Raw genomic sequence first — 17,764 nt, 5'->3', positions numbered from 1 at the left:
ACACCATGGTTAAGCAGTCCATTTTCGGGCGGATCGCCCAGCTCGCCAAGGCGAACATCAATGCCTTGCTCGACCAAGCAGAAGACCCGCAGAAAATGCTGGACCAGATGGTCCGCGACTACTCGAACAACATTGCCGAGGCCGAATCCGCCGTGGCGCAGACCATCGGCAACCTCCGGATGCTCCAAGCCGACTACAACGAAGACCTCAAGAACGCCCAGGACTGGGGCAACAAGGCCCTCGCAGCCTCGCGCAAAGCTGATGAGTACCGTGCTTCCGGTAACGCGGCGGACGCCACGAAGTTCGACAACCTTGCCAAGGTGGCCATCCAGCGGCAGATGTCGGCCGAGAATGAAGCCAAAGCCGCCGAACCGAACATCGCATCGCAGAGCGAAGTGGTCGAGAAGCTCAAGGGCGGCCTCGACCAAATGAAGGGCAAGCTCAACGAGCTCACCAGCAAGCGCAACGAGTTGGTGGCCCGTTCGAAGACCGTTGCCGCCCAGACGCAGGTGCATGACGCCCTCAAGAGCATCGACATCATGGATCCCACCAGCGAGGTTGGCCGCTTCGAAGAGAAGATCCGGCGTGAGGAGGCCAAGGTGCTGGGCCAGCAGGAGCTCGCCGCCTCCAGCTTGGACGCCCAGTTCAACCAGCTCGAAGACCTCGGCGAACAGACCGAGATCGAAGCCCGCCTGGCCGCCCTCAAGTCCGGCGGATCGAAGGCCGCGATCGGTGCAGGCAGTGCCGCACCGGCCGAAGATACCATCGACGAATCGGACTTCGACAAGCTCTGACAAACAGCCGCAACGAAAGGATGGCCGGACCCGTACGGGTCCGGCCATCCTTGTTTCTGGTGCTGTTCGGGCGTGCAGCCTTTATGCCCCTACCGCTAGCCTGCCGATAATTAGTCGCATGATCTCGTTGCTGCCTTCGAGAATCTGATGGACCCGCAAATCCCTGGCGATCTTCTCAAGGCCGTACTCGGACAAGTACCCATAGCCGCCGTGCAGCTGGATGGCTTTGTTCGCCACATTGAATCCGGCGTCCGTGGCCACTCGCTTCGCCATGGCACAGAGCCTCACCGTATCCGGGGCGCCCCTGTCCAAGGCGTCTGCCGCGCGCATGACCAGCGTCCGTGCGGTCTCGAGTTCCGTGTCCATGTCCGCAATATCAAACAGCAGGGACTGCTGGTTGATGAGAGGGCCGCCGAAAGCCGAGCGTGATTTAAGGTACGCGATGGACTTGTCCAAGGCCGCTTGGCCACCCCCGAGTGAGCAAGCCCCCATATTCACCCGCCCGCCGTTGAGGCCTTTCATCGCAATGCCGAAACCGCTGCCTTCCTCGCCGAGCCGGTTCGCCACGGGGACGCGCACGTCCTTGAAGATGACTTGGCGGGTAGGTTGGGCGTTCCAGCCCATCTTCTTTTCGTTGGGGCCGAACGAGAGGCCGGGCGAGTCTGCCGGCACAACGATCGCCGTGATTCCGTGGCTGCCCGTGTCCGATGTCCGGGCCATCACCACATACAAGCTGGAGACTCCGGCGCCCGAAATGAACTGTTTGGTCCCGTTGAGAACGTAATTGTCGCCGTCGAGCACTGCCTTGGTGCTCAGCGCGGCGGCGTCGGAACCCGCTCCCGGTTCCGTGAGGCAATAGCTGCCCAATTCCTCCATGGCGGCAAGTTGCGGAACCCACTGCGCCCGCTGTTGATCGTTTCCGAAGGCGTCGATCATCCACACCACCATGTTGTGGATGGAAATGTAAGCCGCGATGGTGGGGTCGGCCTTGGACAGTTCCTCAAAAATCAGCGCGGCGTCCGAACGCGTGAGCCCCGAACCGCCGAACTCCTCGCTGACATAGATACTGCCCATGCCAAGAGTGCCGGCCTCGCGAAGGACATCCACGGGAAAGTGCTTGGTCTCGTCCCACTCGGCGGAGTGCGGCGCGATGGCCTTGGCGGCGAAGTCACGCACCATCTCCACCATCGCTTGCTGGTCCTCTGTGAGCTCAAACATTGGCACTCCTTCTGCCGGGTTGTCCGGCCTCATGGTTATGCGTTTACTTGCTGACTTTCCCCATCAACGAAGCGACAGGGCGGAGGAACAACGGCCTGGCAAGGAACCACGCGCCGACAATCACCAGGAGAGACACCGCGAAAATCGCGAAGCCCACCCAGTTGATGTCGTCGCTGCTGCCGTACATGTGGTTGAGGTTCCTCAGGGCCCCTGTGGCGAGGACCAGGGTGACATGCACGATGGTGAACAGCACGAAGTACACCATCGTGGGGAAGTGCACCGCCCGGGCCCACTCGATGGGATAGAACTTGTTGACCGCCGCCTTCTTTGGCCAAGCCGACGAGGTGCGAAGGCCCGTGAGGATGGCAAGCGGGGCGGCAATGAAGACGGTGACGAAGTAGGTCAGGAGCTGCAGGGCGTTGTAGTTGACCCAACCGTCCTCGGTAGGCCAATTCAACGAGGCGTACTGGAGTGCTGCAGAAATGGCGTTCGGGAAGACATCCCAATTGGTGGGGATGATCCGCATCCACTGGCCGGTCGCAAAGATCACGATGAGGAAGATAATGCCGTTCAGTACCCAGAGAGCGTCCAGGGTCAGGTGAAACCAGAGATCCAGGCTGATCTTGGTCGGGGCACCCTTGGTACGGATGAAGCCCTTGTTGTTCCGGGTCCACATGGCAGGAGGCCTCTTGGCCGTACGCACCTGCCATCCTGAGCGGACGATCAGCACCATGAAGAAGACATTCAGGAAATGCTGCCAGCCAAGCCAGGCCGGAAACCCGACGGGAGCATTGTCCGGCAGGCTTGACGCACCCGGATAGTCATGCAGGAACGATTGCACTCCCGACAAGCCGGTCAACCATTTGGCCAACAAGACAATGAGCAAAAGCACAATCAGCACGCCTGGAACCACCCAGAGGGGTTGGGACCATTTGCTTCTGGCAGCCGTCGACTTTTTGGCGGGGGTGGACATCTTCTCAGACACCTCTCGGAGGAACTTTGCAATCACGGACGCATCAAGCTAACAGGCTTCGGGCTGAACCGGCCAAAGCCTGTTACGCCGTCAGTTGCATCGGGCCATTGTGAGGCGGGTTTTGCACCGTTCAGCCGGGCCCTGCACGTGCTTGACGAGCATGGCGTTCTTCATTCAACAGCTCCCTCGATGCGGATGAACTCGCGTTGAGACGAGAATACTAGGAAATCCTAGTATTTGCTACGGAGCGGTCCAGCGGGCCCTGCCTCAGTGCCTCGCGCAGCATTTGTCCGTCGCCATCGTTGCGGAGCAACAAGGCAAGATGCGACACCGCCACCACCATTGAGGTCCAGAACGGGATGGGTATCCAATGATGGAGAGGTACCAGCAAAGCTGGCAGGAAGAACGCTCCAATCGGGCCCGCGATCGTTACCGTGAGGTCTTGATGCCTCGGCAGAGAGCATCGAATGAACCGGAACCTCCCTGCGCGGACTGTGAATAGAGCAGGGGTAGCCGGCGCATAGAACCGGAAGACCAGGATGTGTCCAAGTTCGTGCAAAATAAGTGACACGAGGACAAAAAAGACTAACGAACACAGCAAGGCAAGGACGCGCAGACCGGCGACCTCCATTCCACACCAGACTGCAGCTGTGAGCACGAGAGGCCACCCCAGACTTCTGAGCATCATTACTAGCACCCGGGCTTGTGAAGGCCCTTTGCCGGAAGGCACAACAATCGATTCAGTCGCGGGCAGAGCATCAGTTCGGAGCAATTTGCCCAGAAGATTGCACCGGCCAGATCGTCGAGCCGACGCTAGGCCAAGATCGACCGCCTCGCGCGCGCGTACAAATGCCTCGGGGCAGCTGTCCGGCGTGAGTAGCAGCGGAGGGGCGGGAATGGATATTCCTAGAGGCGGGTAGTCCCACATTCCATTCTGCTGGACAATACCGTCAACCGGGCGAAGCACGGTCCACCCGGCGATGCGGTCAAACATCCTTGGAAACACGCATCACGACAAGTCCTAGAGCCAGAGCTTGGATGAGTCCGATAGGCACGCTGGCGATGGCTTCTCCGAGGTAGGCTACATCGCCGAATTGCTTTCCGAGCTGCGCCCCCGCCCACCGTGCTGCAGAAGATGAAGCGCAGTAGATAAGGAATATGGTGAAGCCCGTGGCACCGCTAGCCAAAGGCTGCTCCCGACTGAACGGAACGAGGACTCCTCCAATCATGGCAGCGGTCCAGGCCAGGACGGCATCGGGTATGAGACGGGGCCATTGCTCGGCTGTGAGAAGACCCGCAGCGAACAACGCTCCGACAAATAGAACGCCAATCGCAAACGAGATCGTTGCACACGCAATGATTTTTGGTGCCGCCCACGCATTTGCACGCGCAGTGAGGTGGCGTTGGAGCCAATGGGTTCGACTTGTCAGCCCATAGGACTGCATGCCGATGAAACAGGGGGCTATAGCTAGACTCGGTGCCGCCGCCGCTGCGAAGAGTCTGAGATCAGGCTGGCTGCCCAAGGTAACGACACCGCCTAGCCCGATCGCTAATAGGAGAACCAACACCATGAATTGGTGACTCCGCAGTAATTGCATTCCGTCAATGTATGCCGCAGCAAGAATATGGTTCCGGGGAAATGGAGCGTTGGCGAAAAGCCGGAGCGTCACATCCTCCTGATTGTCGACGTCAAGACGGGCTACGAGAAGCATCAGACCCAGCGGAATCACGAGCCAAAGCAAGGCCAATACGAAGTCAAGCCACCAAAGAGGGACCCCGGTCCACAACGGGGCAAGTGTCCGCCCCCAAACGCGATGCATTGCAAAATTACGGGGGGCTTCGACCGTATCAGCCATACTCTCCGGCAGGGGCAGGGCATCGACCCAGACCAGCAGAATGCTAGCTGCAAAACAGCAAACTCCCGCGAAACTGGAGGCATAGTAGCGGGGCAGCCGAAGCCAACGCCTGAACCCAAAACCAAGACTTTGGAACAGCGTCAAGATCAGCAACTGGGCGGAGGCTAGGAAAGCCACAAGAAGAATTGATGCGACGGCAGCCGACCACCAATCAACCTTGCTACGCCACAAAACGGCGAGCGACGGGATGCAAAGGCTGAAGGACAGAATATAGGACAAAGCCAAGACCGGGATCTGCAATCCAACGAAGACTGCCCGCCGAGAAACGGGCAGCATCTCCAGCACGGTCGCTAGGCAGTTTCGAGAAGGGCCGAGGACCGAAAACAATGTAGTGAGAAACGCGATCGTCAGGAACGAGCCGCCCAGCATGAAGGAAAGCGATCCGGGCGTTAGAGTGAGCTGCAGTGCTCCTTCGGTGCCCGAGACCATCAACGCAAGAATTGTGCCAAAAGCTACTGCCCCGACAACAGACAGAGCAGCGAACACTTTGACGGTAGAACCGGGAAGCCGGAGCTGCCCGGCTGTCTCCCGCGTCCAGGCTGTCAGAGTGAATCGGGCGACCGTGATTACGGAGCTCATCAGCGGTGACCCGAGGATCCGTGATTGCCGCCTCGCATAGCGACCAGGACATTAATCAATGCAGTCAAGCAAACGACCGCGGCAATTCCGAGAAAGCTGGGTTTGAACTCCAGAGCTAGCGCACCGTTCTCACTCCCAGCAGTTGCGGTGAAAAGGCCAGGCAGGGTGGCCGTGGCGTCCGTTGAAATGGCAACCACACTGGTGGCTACGCACAGGATAAACGCAATAGCGAATCCCGCACCGAGTCCACCAATTGCCGCCGCGATAAGTCTTGAAGTCTTGTTCATCTAAGCTCCTCCCCATGTTGGTCAAAGCTGAGCGCTGCCCGTAGCTGTTCCCGGCGTCGGACCTGAAACTCGTCAAGTTTCGTTGCTTGAAGGAATACGTCCTCCAGCGATGCAAGGCCTCCATACGCTTCGCGCAGCGCAGACGGGCTGCCCAAGGCCGCTTGTTCACCGTTATAGAGGATCATTACTCGATCGCAGTCGAGCTCAGCTCGCAGCATGTCATGTGTGGCAATTAGCACAGAACCACCGGCACCGGTGAAAATTCGCAGTAGATCCCGAAGCACGGAGGATGCCTCGGGGTCGAGGCCGCGAAACGGCTCATCGAGAATCAGTAAGTCAGGGGAATGCATAACGGCCGCAATCAATTGCAGCTTCCGCTTCATTCCATGTGAATAGCTGCTGATAGATCGCCCGAGAGCGCCAGAGAGGCCTAGCGCTTCGGCCAAACGGATGGCAACCTTCCGGTCATCCCGCTTCCGAAGCCGATGGTGAAGGTTCAGGTATTCGACAGCCGTCAAGGACACGGGCAACGGTAGGTCATCGGGCGCGAACCCAATCCATTGCCGGGAATCCTTGTCCTTAATACAAACGCCATTTACTTCGACGCTGCCCCGGTTTGCATCCAGCAACCCCGTGAGGATGTGGAGGATCGTTGATTTGCCCGACCCGTTGGGGCCGAGGAGACCGAAGACTTCCCCAGGCACGAGGTCGAACGAGATGTTTCGCACGGCCTGCACCTTTCCATAGTCTTTTGCGAGCTCCTCGACCCTGCAGGTGAAATACAAAGAATTCAATGGTTCATTCACCTTTATTGGGCTCTAAGCCTTGCAGTAGAGCTTCCAGGTACCCCCGGATTCCCAACTCGGCATATCCATTGCGGGCCAAGCTCCGCGCTGCTGGCAATACCAGAACCAGGCCCCGACCAATCCCATGAAAAGGATGGCCGCGATTGGGATAACGACCAGGAACCAAACGGCGTCGTTTTGGCGGGGTCCGATGAGGCTCACCGCCTGCTGTCGCATCTGCACCGGCGCTGTTAGCAACATCGTTCCGACTTTCTGCATTACTTCCTCCTGTTTCCTTGAACTGACAGGGGAAAACTTCAACCACCATATGTGGTTCCCCCGTCTAAGAAAGTAATCCCGCCATGTCCCGTCCAGGAGCTCAGAGCTGCGAAAAGGCACCCAAATTAGGTGTGAAATGCCGCTTCTAGGTGTGCTTTAGGCCGGACATGAGTGTTTATTGGGGTTTACACCTAGGCGTGTCTCCTAAATCGTCGCCGGTGATCAGGGACGATTGGACCATGTCATCTACCTCTGTTCTGACAGACGGACAATGGGACCGCATTCAACCATTGCTTCCCTCTTCTGCCGGTTGCCGGGGCCGTCCGTTCCGCGACGATCGACGGGTAGTTGAGGGCATGATTTACCGGTATCAGCACGATTTGGCGTGGCGTGATCTGCCGGCCGAATTCGGCCCCTGGCAGACGGTCTGGAAGCGGGAGAACAGGTACAGGAGCGACGGCACCTGGGGCAGGATCTTCACCGAGCTGCTGGGTGGCCCAGAGCCACTTTGGCCGAGTGGATAAGTGGGAAAAGCAAAAGAGCCCATCCATACGGACGGACTCTTTGCCTTTTGGTTGCGGGGACAGGATTTGAACCTGTGACCTCTGGGTTATGAGCCCAGCGAGCTACCGAACTGCTCCACCCCGCGGCGATGAATCAACTCTACCGCATGCCGAGCGACTCTCAGGACATAACGAATGTGGCATCCGGCACATTGGTGGGTTAGCGCCCAGCGGAGATCCCAAGGACGAAAACACCGGGCGAAAACACCGAGGGAAAAACAAATAGGTCCGGCACAATGTTTCCACTGTGCCGGACCTTTTTCTCCAGTTGCGGGGACAGGATTTGAACCTGTGACCTCTGGGTTATGAGCCCAGCGAGCTACCGAACTGCTCCACCCCGCGTCGCACCTACTACTTTACCTGCCGGTGAATGGCAGGCCAAATCCAAACGACGTGATCTCCGTCTCCGTGCAGTCGGGGCCAAGCCGCTCCTCACAAACGAAGGCCGGGCCAGCCCATTTGTGATGGACTGACCCGGCCTTCGTTCAAGCAATCCCGGTACGGCCGAAGCCTGCCGAGGTTCTCGATGGTCCGCCTATTTGCTCGGTGACGGAGACGCCGTCGGTGACGGCGTGGCACTTGCCGACGGCGCAGGTGCCGGAGCGACGCCTAGCCGAGCCTCGGCGTTGAGCGCCTGTTGGATGGCGTTGTTCAATATCGACTGCTGGGTGCCGTAACCAGCGAAGTCACCCTTGGCCAGGGCGGCCTGGCCGTCCTGGATTGCCTTATTGGCTTGGTCCAGCGCGGCCTTCAATTGGGCTTGGGCATCCGCCGTGGCGGGCGGAGTTCCTCCAGGCGTCGCCTGAGTCTGTCCATTGTTCGCCGAGTCTCCTGCCGAGGCACCGGAGTCGCCACCGAAGAGGATCTTCAGCGCGGCATCGAGCGTGGAGGCGAAACCTACCTTGTCGCCAAAGGCCACGAGGACTCGCTGAAGCGTTGGATAGGACGTTTCACCCGTTGACTTCACATACACCGGCTGCACATACAGCAGGCCACCACCAACGGGAAGCGTCAGAAGGTTGCCGTTAAGCACATCGGAGGCTCCCTGTCTGAGCAGGTTGAGTTGCTGGGAGACATCAGGATCGGAGTTGAACTTGTTCTGCGCCTGGCCAGGGCCCGGTACTTGGGTATCCGTGGGCAACTGGAGTAATCGCAACTGGCCATACGAGTCCGCCTTCACCCCCTTCTGGCTACCGGCGTCGGAATCGGCCGCGAGGAATCCGTACAGGATATTCCGAGCATTCCCGTTGACCACCTGCGGGATAAAGGAGGACGTCAGCTGGAACGCGGGCTTGCTCTGGTCAGGCATCTGCAAGGACAGGTAGTACGGAGGTTGCCGGACGGGATCCGTGACAGTCGGATCGTTCGGGACGCTCCATGCGTCGTTGTTCTGGTAGAAGCTGTCCGCATTGGTCACGTGATAGCGTCCAAGCAGTTCCTGCTGGACCTTGAAGAGGTCCTCTGGATACCGCACGTGGCTCATCAGCTGTCCGGACATCTCAGAGATCGGTTTGATCGTGCTAGGGAAAATCTTCTGCCACGATTTCAGGATGGGGTCTTGGTCATCCCATGCGTACAGCGTCACTGAGCCGTCATAGGCGTCAACAGTGGCCTTGACTGAGTTTCTGATGTAGTTGATGGAGTTGTTCGGCAGGGCCGCAGTGCGACCGGAGGTCGTCTGCGAGTCAGCGGTAGCGGTTTGCAGTTGCTGCTGCTGCGAATAAGGGAAGTACTGGCTGGTGGTGTAACCGTCCACAATCCACTTCACCCGGCCGTCAATCACCGCGGGATAAGCGCTGCCATCCACGGTCAGGTACGGAGCGACCTTTTCAACCCGATCGCGCGGGGAGCGGTCGTAGAGGATCTGGGACTTCTCATTGACGCCGTCGGAGAGCAGCAGATCCGAGGACTGGAACTTGATGGAGTACAGGAGCTTGTTGAACCAGTTACCGACGCTTGGACCACCGTTGCCCGTGAAAGTGTACTGCGTCTCAGTGGTGCTGTCCGTGGCGGAGGGGCGGTCCTGCTCACGTTGCGGAGCGCCGTCCGGAGCGCCGACCACCGAGTAGTCCGGCGAATCTTCACCGAAGTAGATGCGGGGTTGGTAACTCGTATCGCTGCCGAGGACACCCATGGACGGGATGCCGGACAGCAGGAAGTCCGGCTTTCCGTCAACGGTGACCGTGTTGCCCTTGGCGGCAACGACGCCGTAACCGTGCGTGTAGACGATGTGGCGGTTGACCCAGGTCTGCTGGCTGGCATTCAACCCGTCCTGGTTCAACTCGCGGACCGCGATCACGGTGTCCTGGGTCTTGCCGTTCACGGTGTAACGGTCGACGTTCAGAGCCTTGGGGAACTGATAGTAGGGCCGGTACTGCTCCAACTGGGAAAACGCTGAGGAGACCAGGTTCGGATCCAACAACCGGATATTGGCAGTCGTCGCCGCATCCTTGGCAAGCGCCCCCGTTTTGGCATCCGTGGTGGCGTTGTACGGGGATACCTGGATCTTGTCCAAACCGTAGGCGGACCGGGTCATCGAGATGTTGCGGTCGATGTACTTGTTTTCCAGCGTCTGCTCGGAAGGACGGACTTGGAACTGTTGGATAACCCAGGGGTAGACGCCGCCCGCGAGGATGGAGGTGATAATCAGCATGGCCGTACCGATGACCGGCAGGCGCCAGCGGCCTATCACAGCGGCCACAATGAAGAGGATAGCCACTAGACCCGCGGCAACGGCCAGGATGGTCTGCGTGGGGATCACGGCGTTGACGTCGGTGTACAGGGCACCCGCCCAGTGTCCGCCTTGGTTTTGAACGGTGCCGTAGACGTTAAGCCAGAAGTTGGCTCCGAGCAGCAACAGGAAAACCGCACCTGTCACGGCGAGGAAGATCTGCGCCGATCGGCTCGTGAAAATTCCCCGTTCCATGAGCCGGATGCTGCCGTAAAGGTAGTGCGTCAGGATTCCGGCGATGCCCGCAACCACCACGACGCTCATGAGGAAGCCTGTCACGAAGCCAAGGAACGGCAAGGACATGAGGTAGAAGCTGATGTCCAGGCCAAACTGGGGATCGGTTTGGCCGAACGGCACCTGGTTGAAGAACAGCAGGATCTTTTGCCATTGGCTGGCTGCGGCACTTCCGGCGAAAAGCCCGAAGAGCACCGGGATGCCGATCATGACGACGCGCCGCACGGGCTCGAGCTGGGCCTGGTACCGGTTCATGTTGTCCCTGGACTCCGAGTCAGGGGCATAGACCGGCCTTGCGTGGTAAGCGACGCGGATTGCGTAGAAAACCGCGAGGAACATCAACGCGAAGCCCACCAGGAACGTCAGGATCCGGGCAAGGTTTTCCGTGACGTAGACCTCGATGAAGCCGAGCTGCTGGTACCACAGGACGTCGGTCCACACGTTGGCGAAGAAAATGAATCCCACCACCACGACGGCGACGACGATCAGGGTAGGCGTCAGCGCACCCCGTCTCAGCGGCGGTCTTCCGGGCGGGTTGGTGCTGGCTGGACGGGACAAACTCGGTACCTCATAGCTAGTCGTCAGTAAACGGACATCGGTGCGTGTGTTCGCCGGCCTTTACCGTGAAGCATGTGGCTGGGGCCGTCATATGTGCCACGAGTGGCGGTAGAGCTAAGTTCCATCGTCAGTCTAGTTGCTGGAGCAGGTCGGAAGCCGGGACATATCCTGCCCCGAGGCAAGTCGTTCCACGGCCGACTTGGCGTCCGCCAAGGTCTCCACCTTGACGACTTGGAGTCCGCTGGGAACATGCCCCACCACCTCGTTGCAATTGGCTGCCGGCGCGAGGAAGAGGGTAGCGCCACCGTCCCGGGCGCCACGCATCTTCTGGGCAATTCCGCCGATCGGTCCCACAGTGCCGTCCGGGGCAATGGTTCCGGTACCTGCCACGTGCTTGCCGCCCGTCAGGTCGCCGGGAGTAATGCTGTCGATGATGCCCAAGGCGAACATCATGCCGGCACTTGGTCCCCCCACCTGGTCGAGCGAAATCTTGACGTCGAACGGGAAGGTGTACTGGTATTGCAGCGTCACGCCGAGAATGTATTTCCCGGCTGAGCTCTTGCCGGGCGTGATGGTCGCCGTCACGGGCTGGCCCTTCCGGTCGACGACGACGGCGGCAGGGGCGCCGGCGCCGTCGGCCAGCGCGTTTTGGATGACACTAAGGGACGTGACCGGCTTTCCGTTGATCGAGGTAAACACGTCCCCAACCTCCAGTTTGCCGTTCGACGCGGAGCCATCGGACAAGCCCGCGACCTGCAGCTTCTGCTGGTAGGGGATGTTTTCCTCCTGGAGTGCCGCAGCCACCGCGTTCTCCTGGGAAGTGGTCATGGCAAGGGCGCTTTCCTGTTCGGATTGCTGCTTGGTAGTGCCCTTGGGATACAGGAGTTCTTCCGGGTAGACGGCTTTGGAACTGTCCAGCCAGGCTTGGAACGCCTCGAAAATGTTCACCGGGCCATTGGGGCCGCCGTTGATGTAGACGGTGGTCAGGTCCAGTTCCCCTTTGGCCGGATAGCTCTGGTGGCCGGTGATGGTGATGACGGGTTTGTTGTTGTCCGTCCCCAGGGTGTTGAAAATGGGCCCGGGCGACTCCACTACATAGGGCACGGGAAGTGTGGCGGCCGCGATGCCGAGGAGGAGGGTCAATGCACCGGACACCAGCATGGCGAAGTATCGTCCGTCGCGGCGCCGTGCCGGACGAGGTGCCGGAAACTGGTCAGGTTCCTGGCCGCCGTCGTGCACTTGTGCAGGTCCGAGAGGCTGTCCGGGCTCCCCGGACGCTCCGGGGCTCGGCAAACTAGTCAATGGCAGACCTCTCCGCGCCGGGATATTTGAGTCCAACGCTACCGTTTCGGCCATCGCAAAACGCAAGGCCGGTAAACATACCAACGATCCACCCTACGACGCTGTGCCCGTCCGGCGTGCTTTGCCTATAGCGAACGACGTGCGGTTGAGGCAGACAGCCTCCGGGCATCGCGGTACCTTGAAAGTGATCACCAGTCACATCGACGATCGGCGGTACCATGACCTCCAACCCCAATACCCCCTCCAACGGAGACGATTCACCTCAGGATCCTTTGGCCGAAATGCTGAAGAACCTGATGGGCGGGCAGGGCATGGGCAACATCGACCCCGCTGAGCTGGCGAAAGCCGCCGGGCTGCCGAACGATCCGAACATGCTGCAGCAGATGTTCGCTCAGGTCCAGGCCATGATGAGTTCCACCTCCGAAGGCCCCGTCAATTGGCAACTCGCACACGAGAACGCGCGCCGCGTCGCGGCGGCGGGCACCGATCCGTCGGTCAATGCGCTGCAATCCCGCGAAGTCGACGAGGCACTCCGCCTCGCGGAGCTTTGGTTGGACCCGTTCACCGACCTTCACGCAACCGGTCTGATCGGCCGTGCGTGGTCCCGCGCCGAATGGGTCGAAGCCACCTTGTCCACGTGGAAACGGCTCACCGAACCTGTGGCCAACAGCATCGCGAACGCCCTCTCGGATGCGCTCACCCAGCAAATGCCGGAAGAAATGAAGGCAATGATGGGCGGTACCTCCTCCATGCTGCAGAACATGGGCGGCGCCATTTTCGGAATGCAACTGGGCCAGGCAATCGGCGCCCTGTCCGGCGAAGTGGTCAGTTCCACTGACATCGGCGTTCCGCTCGCCGACCTCGAAATGGCCCTGCTGCCGGCCAACGTGGCCAAGTTCGGCGAAGGACTGAGCATCCCCGAGAACGACGTGCGGCTGTTCCTGGCCGTCCGTGAGGCCGCGCACGCCCGCCTGTTCGTCCAGGTTCCTTGGTTGAGGGGCCACCTCCTGAGCGCCATCGAAGCCTACGCCCGCGGCATCCACATCGACATGTCACGGGTCGAAGACCTCGCCCGCGACCTCGATCCCGGCAACCCCGAAGGTATCCAGGAAGCCTTGTCCCAAGGCGTGTTCATGCCCGAACGCACGGCCGAACAGTCTGCCGCGTTGGAGAAACTCGAGACCGCATTGGCACTCGTTGAAGGCTGGGTGGACGAACTCACCGCGGCAGCCACCGAGAAAGTACTACCGTCCGCCGTCGCGCTCCGTGAGACGGTGCGTCGCCGCCGGGCCACCGGCGGCCCCGCCGAACACGCCTTTTCCTCCCTCGTGGGCCTCGAGCTTCGTCCGCGTCGCCTGCGCGAAGCGGCAACCCTGTGGGCCGCGTTGAAGGATGAGCGTGGAATCGCGGGGCGCGATGCGATCTGGCAGCACCCCGACCTACTGCCGACGGCGCAGGACTTGGATGATCCCGCCGGCTTCACGGAACGTCGTCGCCTCGCCGAGGCCAGCGACAGCGAAGTGGACGACGCCCTGCAAAAGCTCCTTGAGGGCGGCTACGACGCGCCGACCGAAGGTGAATCGGACGCTCCTAAATCAGACGACGGCGATACCCCGGGCAGCACGGATCCAGACGAGCCCAAGGATTAGGCCCACAACCCCGGCAACATCGCACGGAAGCGCTTAGTCGGCGTCGGTGCCCCAGGCCTCGGCTGGTGCACCGGCGCCGCTTTCGTCTCCCCCACCACTTAGCTCGCGGTCCAAGCCGCGCGACGTCGCAAACGCCACGCCTTCCAGGAAGGCCTTGGCGCGTTCGGTCTCAGGGTAGGCGTCCAAGTGCCGCCAGAATCCGGCGTTGTGTCCCGCCACGAGAAGATGGGCCAATTCGTGGAGCAACACGTAATCGACCACCCAGGACGGCATGCCCTGGAGCTTGTCCGAAAGCCGGATGGTCCCGTCCGCCGGCGTTGCCGAGCCCCATCGGGACTTCTGGTTGCTTACCCAGCGGACCGACGTCGGAACAGCCCGTCCGCCCAGGTACTTCGCCGACAAATTCGCGGCATGGTTTGCAAGGGCGACGTCGCCTGTCCGTCGGCCATTGCCGCCGCCTCCGGCTTGCTTCTCGCCTTGGCGCTTGAGCTTGTCCAGCATCCGCCGGACCCATTCGCCCTCTTGCGCCTTCGAAAAGTGGGCGGGGATCGCTACGACCGCTTTCCCGTCCTCCCAGAAGGCGGCCACGGTCCGGCGACGCCTCGCCGAGCGGCGAACGACGACGGGCGCCCCGTCATGCGTTGTCAGTGGTTGGGCGCTGGCTCCCCCGGCTGAATTTGGCGCGCGCCGAGTCACGAGGAAGCCTCGCTCTCAGCCAGGACCGCCAGGACGGCTTCGCCGTACTTTTCAAGCTTCGAAGGCCCCACACCGGCAAGTTTCGCCAGTTCCTCAAGGGACGCCGGCCGCGCCTCAGCGATGGCAGTCAATGTGGCATCCGTGAACACAACATAGGCAGGAACGTCGTTGCCAAGGGCTTCTTCCTTACGCCATTGGCGCAAAGCCTCGAAGGTCTGTTCCTCGTATGAGGGCGGGCATTGACTGCAACGCCCCACCTTGCGCTCGGCTCCCGTCGCAAGCATGGTCCCGCACACCCTGCACGACGCCGGCGCGGCCACCTTGCGCCGCGGCACCGCGCGGCTGCGGGCACTGGCGCCGAGGACGGAATCCGGGCGCAGCCCGTCGAGGAACCGCGACGGCTTCCGATTCGCCCGACCACCGGGAGTCCGTGCGGTGGACCAGGACAAGCTCAAGTGTTCGCGTGCCCGGGTGATTCCCACATACAGCAGACGACGTTCCTCATCGACGCTTCCCGGGGTATCGGCAAAGGAAATCGGCATGAGCCCTTCGCTCAATCCCACCAGGAACACAGCGTCCCACTCAAGGCCCTTCGCCGCGTGGAGCGACGCCAAGGTAACGCCTTGAACCGTGGGTGCGAACTGGGCGACGGAACGCTCCTGGAGTTCGTTGACGAATTCCACCAAGGTAAAACCGGCGCCCCGGCTCAAAGCAAGCTCATCTGCCAGCGATACCAAAGCCGCAAGCGACTCCCACCGTTCACGCAAGGCGCCCCCGCTGTGCGGCGCGGCGTCGGTGTAGCCCAGGGAAGCCACGATGTCCCGCACCAATTGGCCAAGCGGCTCCTTGGTGGAATCCTCCGCCACTGCGCGTGTGGCAGCCCGCAATTGCAGGATGGCGTCCCGTACTTCCTTGCGGGCGAAGAATCGCTCGCCGCCCCGCAGCTGGTAACCGATACCCGCGGAAGCAAGGGCTTGTTCGTACGCTTCGGATTGCCCGTTGGTGCGGAACAGGACTGCGATCTCACTCGGTTTGACACCGGCGTCGATCAGCTCCTTGATCCGGCCGGCAACCACTGCGGCTTCCGCTTCGTCGTCAGGACACTCCATGAACCGCGGCTCCGGCCCGCCGGCGCTTTGTGCCACAAGCTGCAGCGGCTTCGCCCAGGCAGCGTCGGCAGCAGGACCGCCGCTGCGCCGGGAACCCAGGAGGTCGTTGGCGAGCTTCACCACTTGCGGGGTGGAGCGGTAGTCCCGGACGAGCTTCACAACACTCGCTTCGGGGTACTGGGCCTTGAAACCGAGAAGGTGCTTCGGAGACGCCCCCGTGAAGGAATAAATGGTCTGGCTCGCGTCACCGACGACACAGAGTTCGTCGCGTCCGCCCAGCCACAGCTCAAGGAGCCGCTGCTGCAAAGGGGAAACGTCCTGGTACTCGTCCACTACAAAGTGCCGGTACTGTTCGCGGACGGTGGCCGCGACTTTCGGATCCTCCTGGAGAATGCCGACCGTGATCAGGAGGACATCCTCGAAATCGATCACGTTCCGATCGGTCTTCACGTCCTCATAGGACTGGAAGACCCTCGACACCGCTGTGAGGTCGAAGCCGCCGGGAGTGCCACGCCCTTGGGCATTTTCAAGGTAGTTGGCCGGCGTCAACATCGAAACCTTGGCCCACTCGATTTCGGCGGCAAGGTCACGGATGGACGCGCGATCGGTGCTGAGCCGGAGGCGCCGTGCGGCCTCGGCGATCATGTTGGCCTTGTGGTCGAGCAGGTTCGGCAGAACTCCGCCGATCGCCTGCGGCCAGAAGAACTGCAATTGGCGAAGGGCCGCGGCATGGAACGTGCGGGCCTGGACGTTACCTACTCCAAGATCCCGCAGCCGGCTGCGCATTTCGGCCGCGGCCCGGGACGTGAAAGTGACAGCCAGGAGGCGTTGCGGGCTATAGACGCCTGAATGGACGCCGTAGGCAATGCGGTGCGTGATGGCTCGGGTCTTCCCTGTCCCGGCTCCGGCGAGGACGCACATCGGTCCTTTGAGGTTGCTGGCGACCTCCCGCTGTTCGGCATCGAGGCCTCCAAGGATGCGCTCTTCGAGCGTGCCGGAGCCGTTGAAAATCACCTCGGTCACTGTTGGAGATCCTCGATGACTCCGCCGTACCAGTGCTCGATCAGGGACCGGGCGATCGAGAGCCTCGTGGGAACCGTGATCTCGCCGCTCAGCACCGCCGCTTGGACTTCCTCACGACTGAACCAGCGCGCCCGGGTGACCTCGACGCCGTCGGGCCGTGCATCGACGTCGTCCGTGGAAGCAGTGAACCCGAGCATGAGCGAAGCCGGGAACGGCCACGACTGGGAGCCAAGGTACTGGCACGCGGTGACCTTCACCCCGACTTCTTCCAGGATTTCGCGGGCCACGGCCTGCTCCAGCGATTCACCAGGCTCCACGAAACCCGCAAGGGTTGAATAATTCTTCGCGTTTGCCGGACCGCCTCCGCCCAGCAGCACCCTGCCGTCCGAGCCGACAACCGTGACGATGATGGCGGGATCCGTCCGTGGGTAGTGCTCGGAATTATCGCGCGGGCACCGGCGGACCCAGCCCCCGGCTTCAATCGCGGTGGGAGTGCCGCACTGCGGGCAATGGGTGTGCGTAGCGTGCCAATTGGAGATTGCGCTCGCCTCAACGAACAGGGCGGTCTCCGTGGCGTCGAGGCGCGCGGCGATCTCCCGGAACCCTGTCCACGATCCGTCAGTCGGCAGCCCCGCGGATCCGGGAACCGGCTGCTCGTCGGAGACGAAAAGGACTATGGGCGTCCGCTCAGGAACCGAGGACGGCGCCAGCGTGCGGCCCAGGTAGATTGCCGTGACTTGCCCGGCAACCCCTTGAAGGGAGTCAGCGAGGGCTTGGGCGTCGCCGAGCCACAGCTTGTCGTCGAGAATGAGGGCTTGGCGTTGCGACAACACCATGGCCTTGGCGTTGCCCGAAGCGATCACGTCCTGGACCATGCCTGGCTTCATCCGGTCAGCCGACCCCCGGTCAACCACGGCCGGACGTACCGGAAGAACGGTGTCAATGAGGTGATTTGCGGGGGCCCGGAACTCGGTGAAACTCATGTATCTACCGTACTGACTCCCACCGACAAATGACATTTGCCTCCAGGAGGCGGACAAGCTGCTGGGATACCTGTTTTCTCGCGGA

General features: G+C 61.2%; 13 protein-coding genes and 2 tRNA genes. 3 read left to right on the top strand and 12 right to left on the bottom strand.

Going from position 1 to position 17,764, the window contains the following annotated elements; all coding sequences use genetic code 11:
- The first annotated feature begins 5 nt into the window (after nucleotides 1-5).
- The gene (locus tag E1809_RS16665; RefSeq protein WP_133205360.1) at nucleotides 6-794 is read left to right on the top strand and encodes a PspA/IM30 family protein; all 789 of its coding nucleotides are present in this window, start codon (nucleotides 6-8) and stop codon (nucleotides 792-794) included.
- 81 nt (nucleotides 795-875) lie between these two features.
- Here E1809_RS16665 and E1809_RS16660 read toward each other — a convergent pair whose 3' ends face one another.
- The 5 genes from E1809_RS16660 to E1809_RS16640 form a co-directional block, all read right to left on the bottom strand.
- Nucleotides 876-2,012, bottom strand: a complete 1,137-nt coding sequence (locus tag E1809_RS16660) for an acyl-CoA dehydrogenase family protein (RefSeq protein WP_133205359.1) — start codon at nucleotides 2,010-2,012, stop codon at nucleotides 876-878.
- A 43-nt stretch (nucleotides 2,013-2,055) separates the two neighbouring features.
- A complete protein-coding gene (locus E1809_RS16655) occupies nucleotides 2,056-2,985 on the bottom strand; it encodes a cytochrome b/b6 domain-containing protein (protein WP_133205407.1) in 930 nt (309 codons plus the stop codon).
- Between the two features lie 986 nt (nucleotides 2,986-3,971).
- Complete coding sequence (locus E1809_RS16650) at nucleotides 3,972-5,480, bottom strand: hypothetical protein (protein WP_133205358.1); 1,509 nt, start codon at nucleotides 5,478-5,480, stop codon at nucleotides 3,972-3,974.
- Entirely contained in the window at nucleotides 5,480-5,767 is a 288-nt protein-coding gene (locus E1809_RS16645; protein ID WP_133205357.1) for a hypothetical protein, read from the bottom strand. The genes E1809_RS16650 and E1809_RS16645 overlap by 1 nt, the downstream gene beginning before the upstream one ends.
- The gene (locus E1809_RS16640; RefSeq protein ID WP_165962350.1) at nucleotides 5,764-6,573 is read right to left on the bottom strand and encodes an ABC transporter ATP-binding protein; all 810 of its coding nucleotides are present in this window, start codon (nucleotides 6,571-6,573) and stop codon (nucleotides 5,764-5,766) included. The genes E1809_RS16645 and E1809_RS16640 overlap by 4 nt, the downstream gene beginning before the upstream one ends.
- Nucleotides 6,574-6,998: 425 nt before the next feature.
- Between E1809_RS16640 and E1809_RS16630 the strand changes: the two genes are divergently transcribed.
- On the top strand, nucleotides 6,999-7,355 hold the full coding sequence (locus E1809_RS16630; RefSeq protein WP_133205354.1) for a transposase: 357 nt from the start codon (nucleotides 6,999-7,001) through the stop codon (nucleotides 7,353-7,355).
- 48 nt (nucleotides 7,356-7,403) lie between these two features.
- Here the strand turns inward: E1809_RS16630 and E1809_RS16625 are convergent.
- From E1809_RS16625 to E1809_RS16610, 4 genes are all read right to left on the bottom strand, one after another.
- Nucleotides 7,404-7,480: transfer RNA gene (locus tag E1809_RS16625), tRNA-Met, on the bottom strand.
- Nucleotides 7,481-7,662: 182 nt separating this feature from the next.
- Nucleotides 7,663-7,736: transfer RNA gene (locus E1809_RS16620), tRNA-Met, on the bottom strand.
- Between the two features lie 193 nt (nucleotides 7,737-7,929).
- The gene (locus E1809_RS16615) at nucleotides 7,930-10,917 is read right to left on the bottom strand and encodes a UPF0182 family membrane protein (RefSeq protein WP_133205353.1); all 2,988 of its coding nucleotides are present in this window, start codon (nucleotides 10,915-10,917) and stop codon (nucleotides 7,930-7,932) included.
- Between the two features lie 132 nt (nucleotides 10,918-11,049).
- Nucleotides 11,050-12,219 carry a YlbL family protein gene (locus E1809_RS16610; protein ID WP_374102705.1) on the bottom strand — a complete coding sequence of 390 codons (1,170 nt, stop codon included), beginning with the start codon at nucleotides 12,217-12,219 and terminating at the stop codon, nucleotides 11,050-11,052.
- Between the two features lie 218 nt (nucleotides 12,220-12,437).
- On the opposite strand from E1809_RS16610, the gene E1809_RS16605 reads away from it, so the two are divergent.
- Nucleotides 12,438-13,868, top strand: coding sequence for a zinc-dependent metalloprotease (locus E1809_RS16605; RefSeq protein WP_133205352.1), 1,431 nt, complete (start codon nucleotides 12,438-12,440; stop codon nucleotides 13,866-13,868).
- Nucleotides 13,869-13,901: 33 nt separating this feature from the next.
- On the opposite strand, the gene E1809_RS16600 is transcribed toward E1809_RS16605, so the two are convergent.
- From E1809_RS16600 to nudC, 3 genes are read right to left on the bottom strand one after another with little or no spacing between them, the layout of a single operon-like run.
- Complete coding sequence (locus E1809_RS16600; RefSeq protein ID WP_205754222.1) at nucleotides 13,902-14,564, bottom strand: M48 metallopeptidase family protein; 663 nt, start codon at nucleotides 14,562-14,564, stop codon at nucleotides 13,902-13,904.
- Nucleotides 14,561-16,696: an ATP-dependent DNA helicase UvrD2 gene (locus tag E1809_RS16595; RefSeq protein ID WP_133205351.1), complete on the bottom strand. Its 2,136-nt coding sequence runs from the start codon at nucleotides 16,694-16,696 to the stop codon at nucleotides 14,561-14,563. Before E1809_RS16595 ends, E1809_RS16600 begins: the two co-directional genes overlap by 4 nt.
- Nucleotides 16,693-17,679: an NAD(+) diphosphatase gene (gene nudC, locus E1809_RS16590; RefSeq protein ID WP_133205350.1), complete on the bottom strand. Its 987-nt coding sequence runs from the start codon at nucleotides 17,677-17,679 to the stop codon at nucleotides 16,693-16,695. Before nudC ends, E1809_RS16595 begins: the two co-directional genes overlap by 4 nt.
- Between the last annotated feature and the right edge of the window lie 85 nt (nucleotides 17,680-17,764).

The organism is Arthrobacter terricola, from assembly GCF_004354015.1.
GTDB lineage: Bacteria > Actinomycetota > Actinomycetes > Actinomycetales > Micrococcaceae > Arthrobacter > Arthrobacter terricola.
Note: the sequence above shows the minus strand (reverse complement) of the source record. Positions and strands in the feature narration are given on the sequence as shown.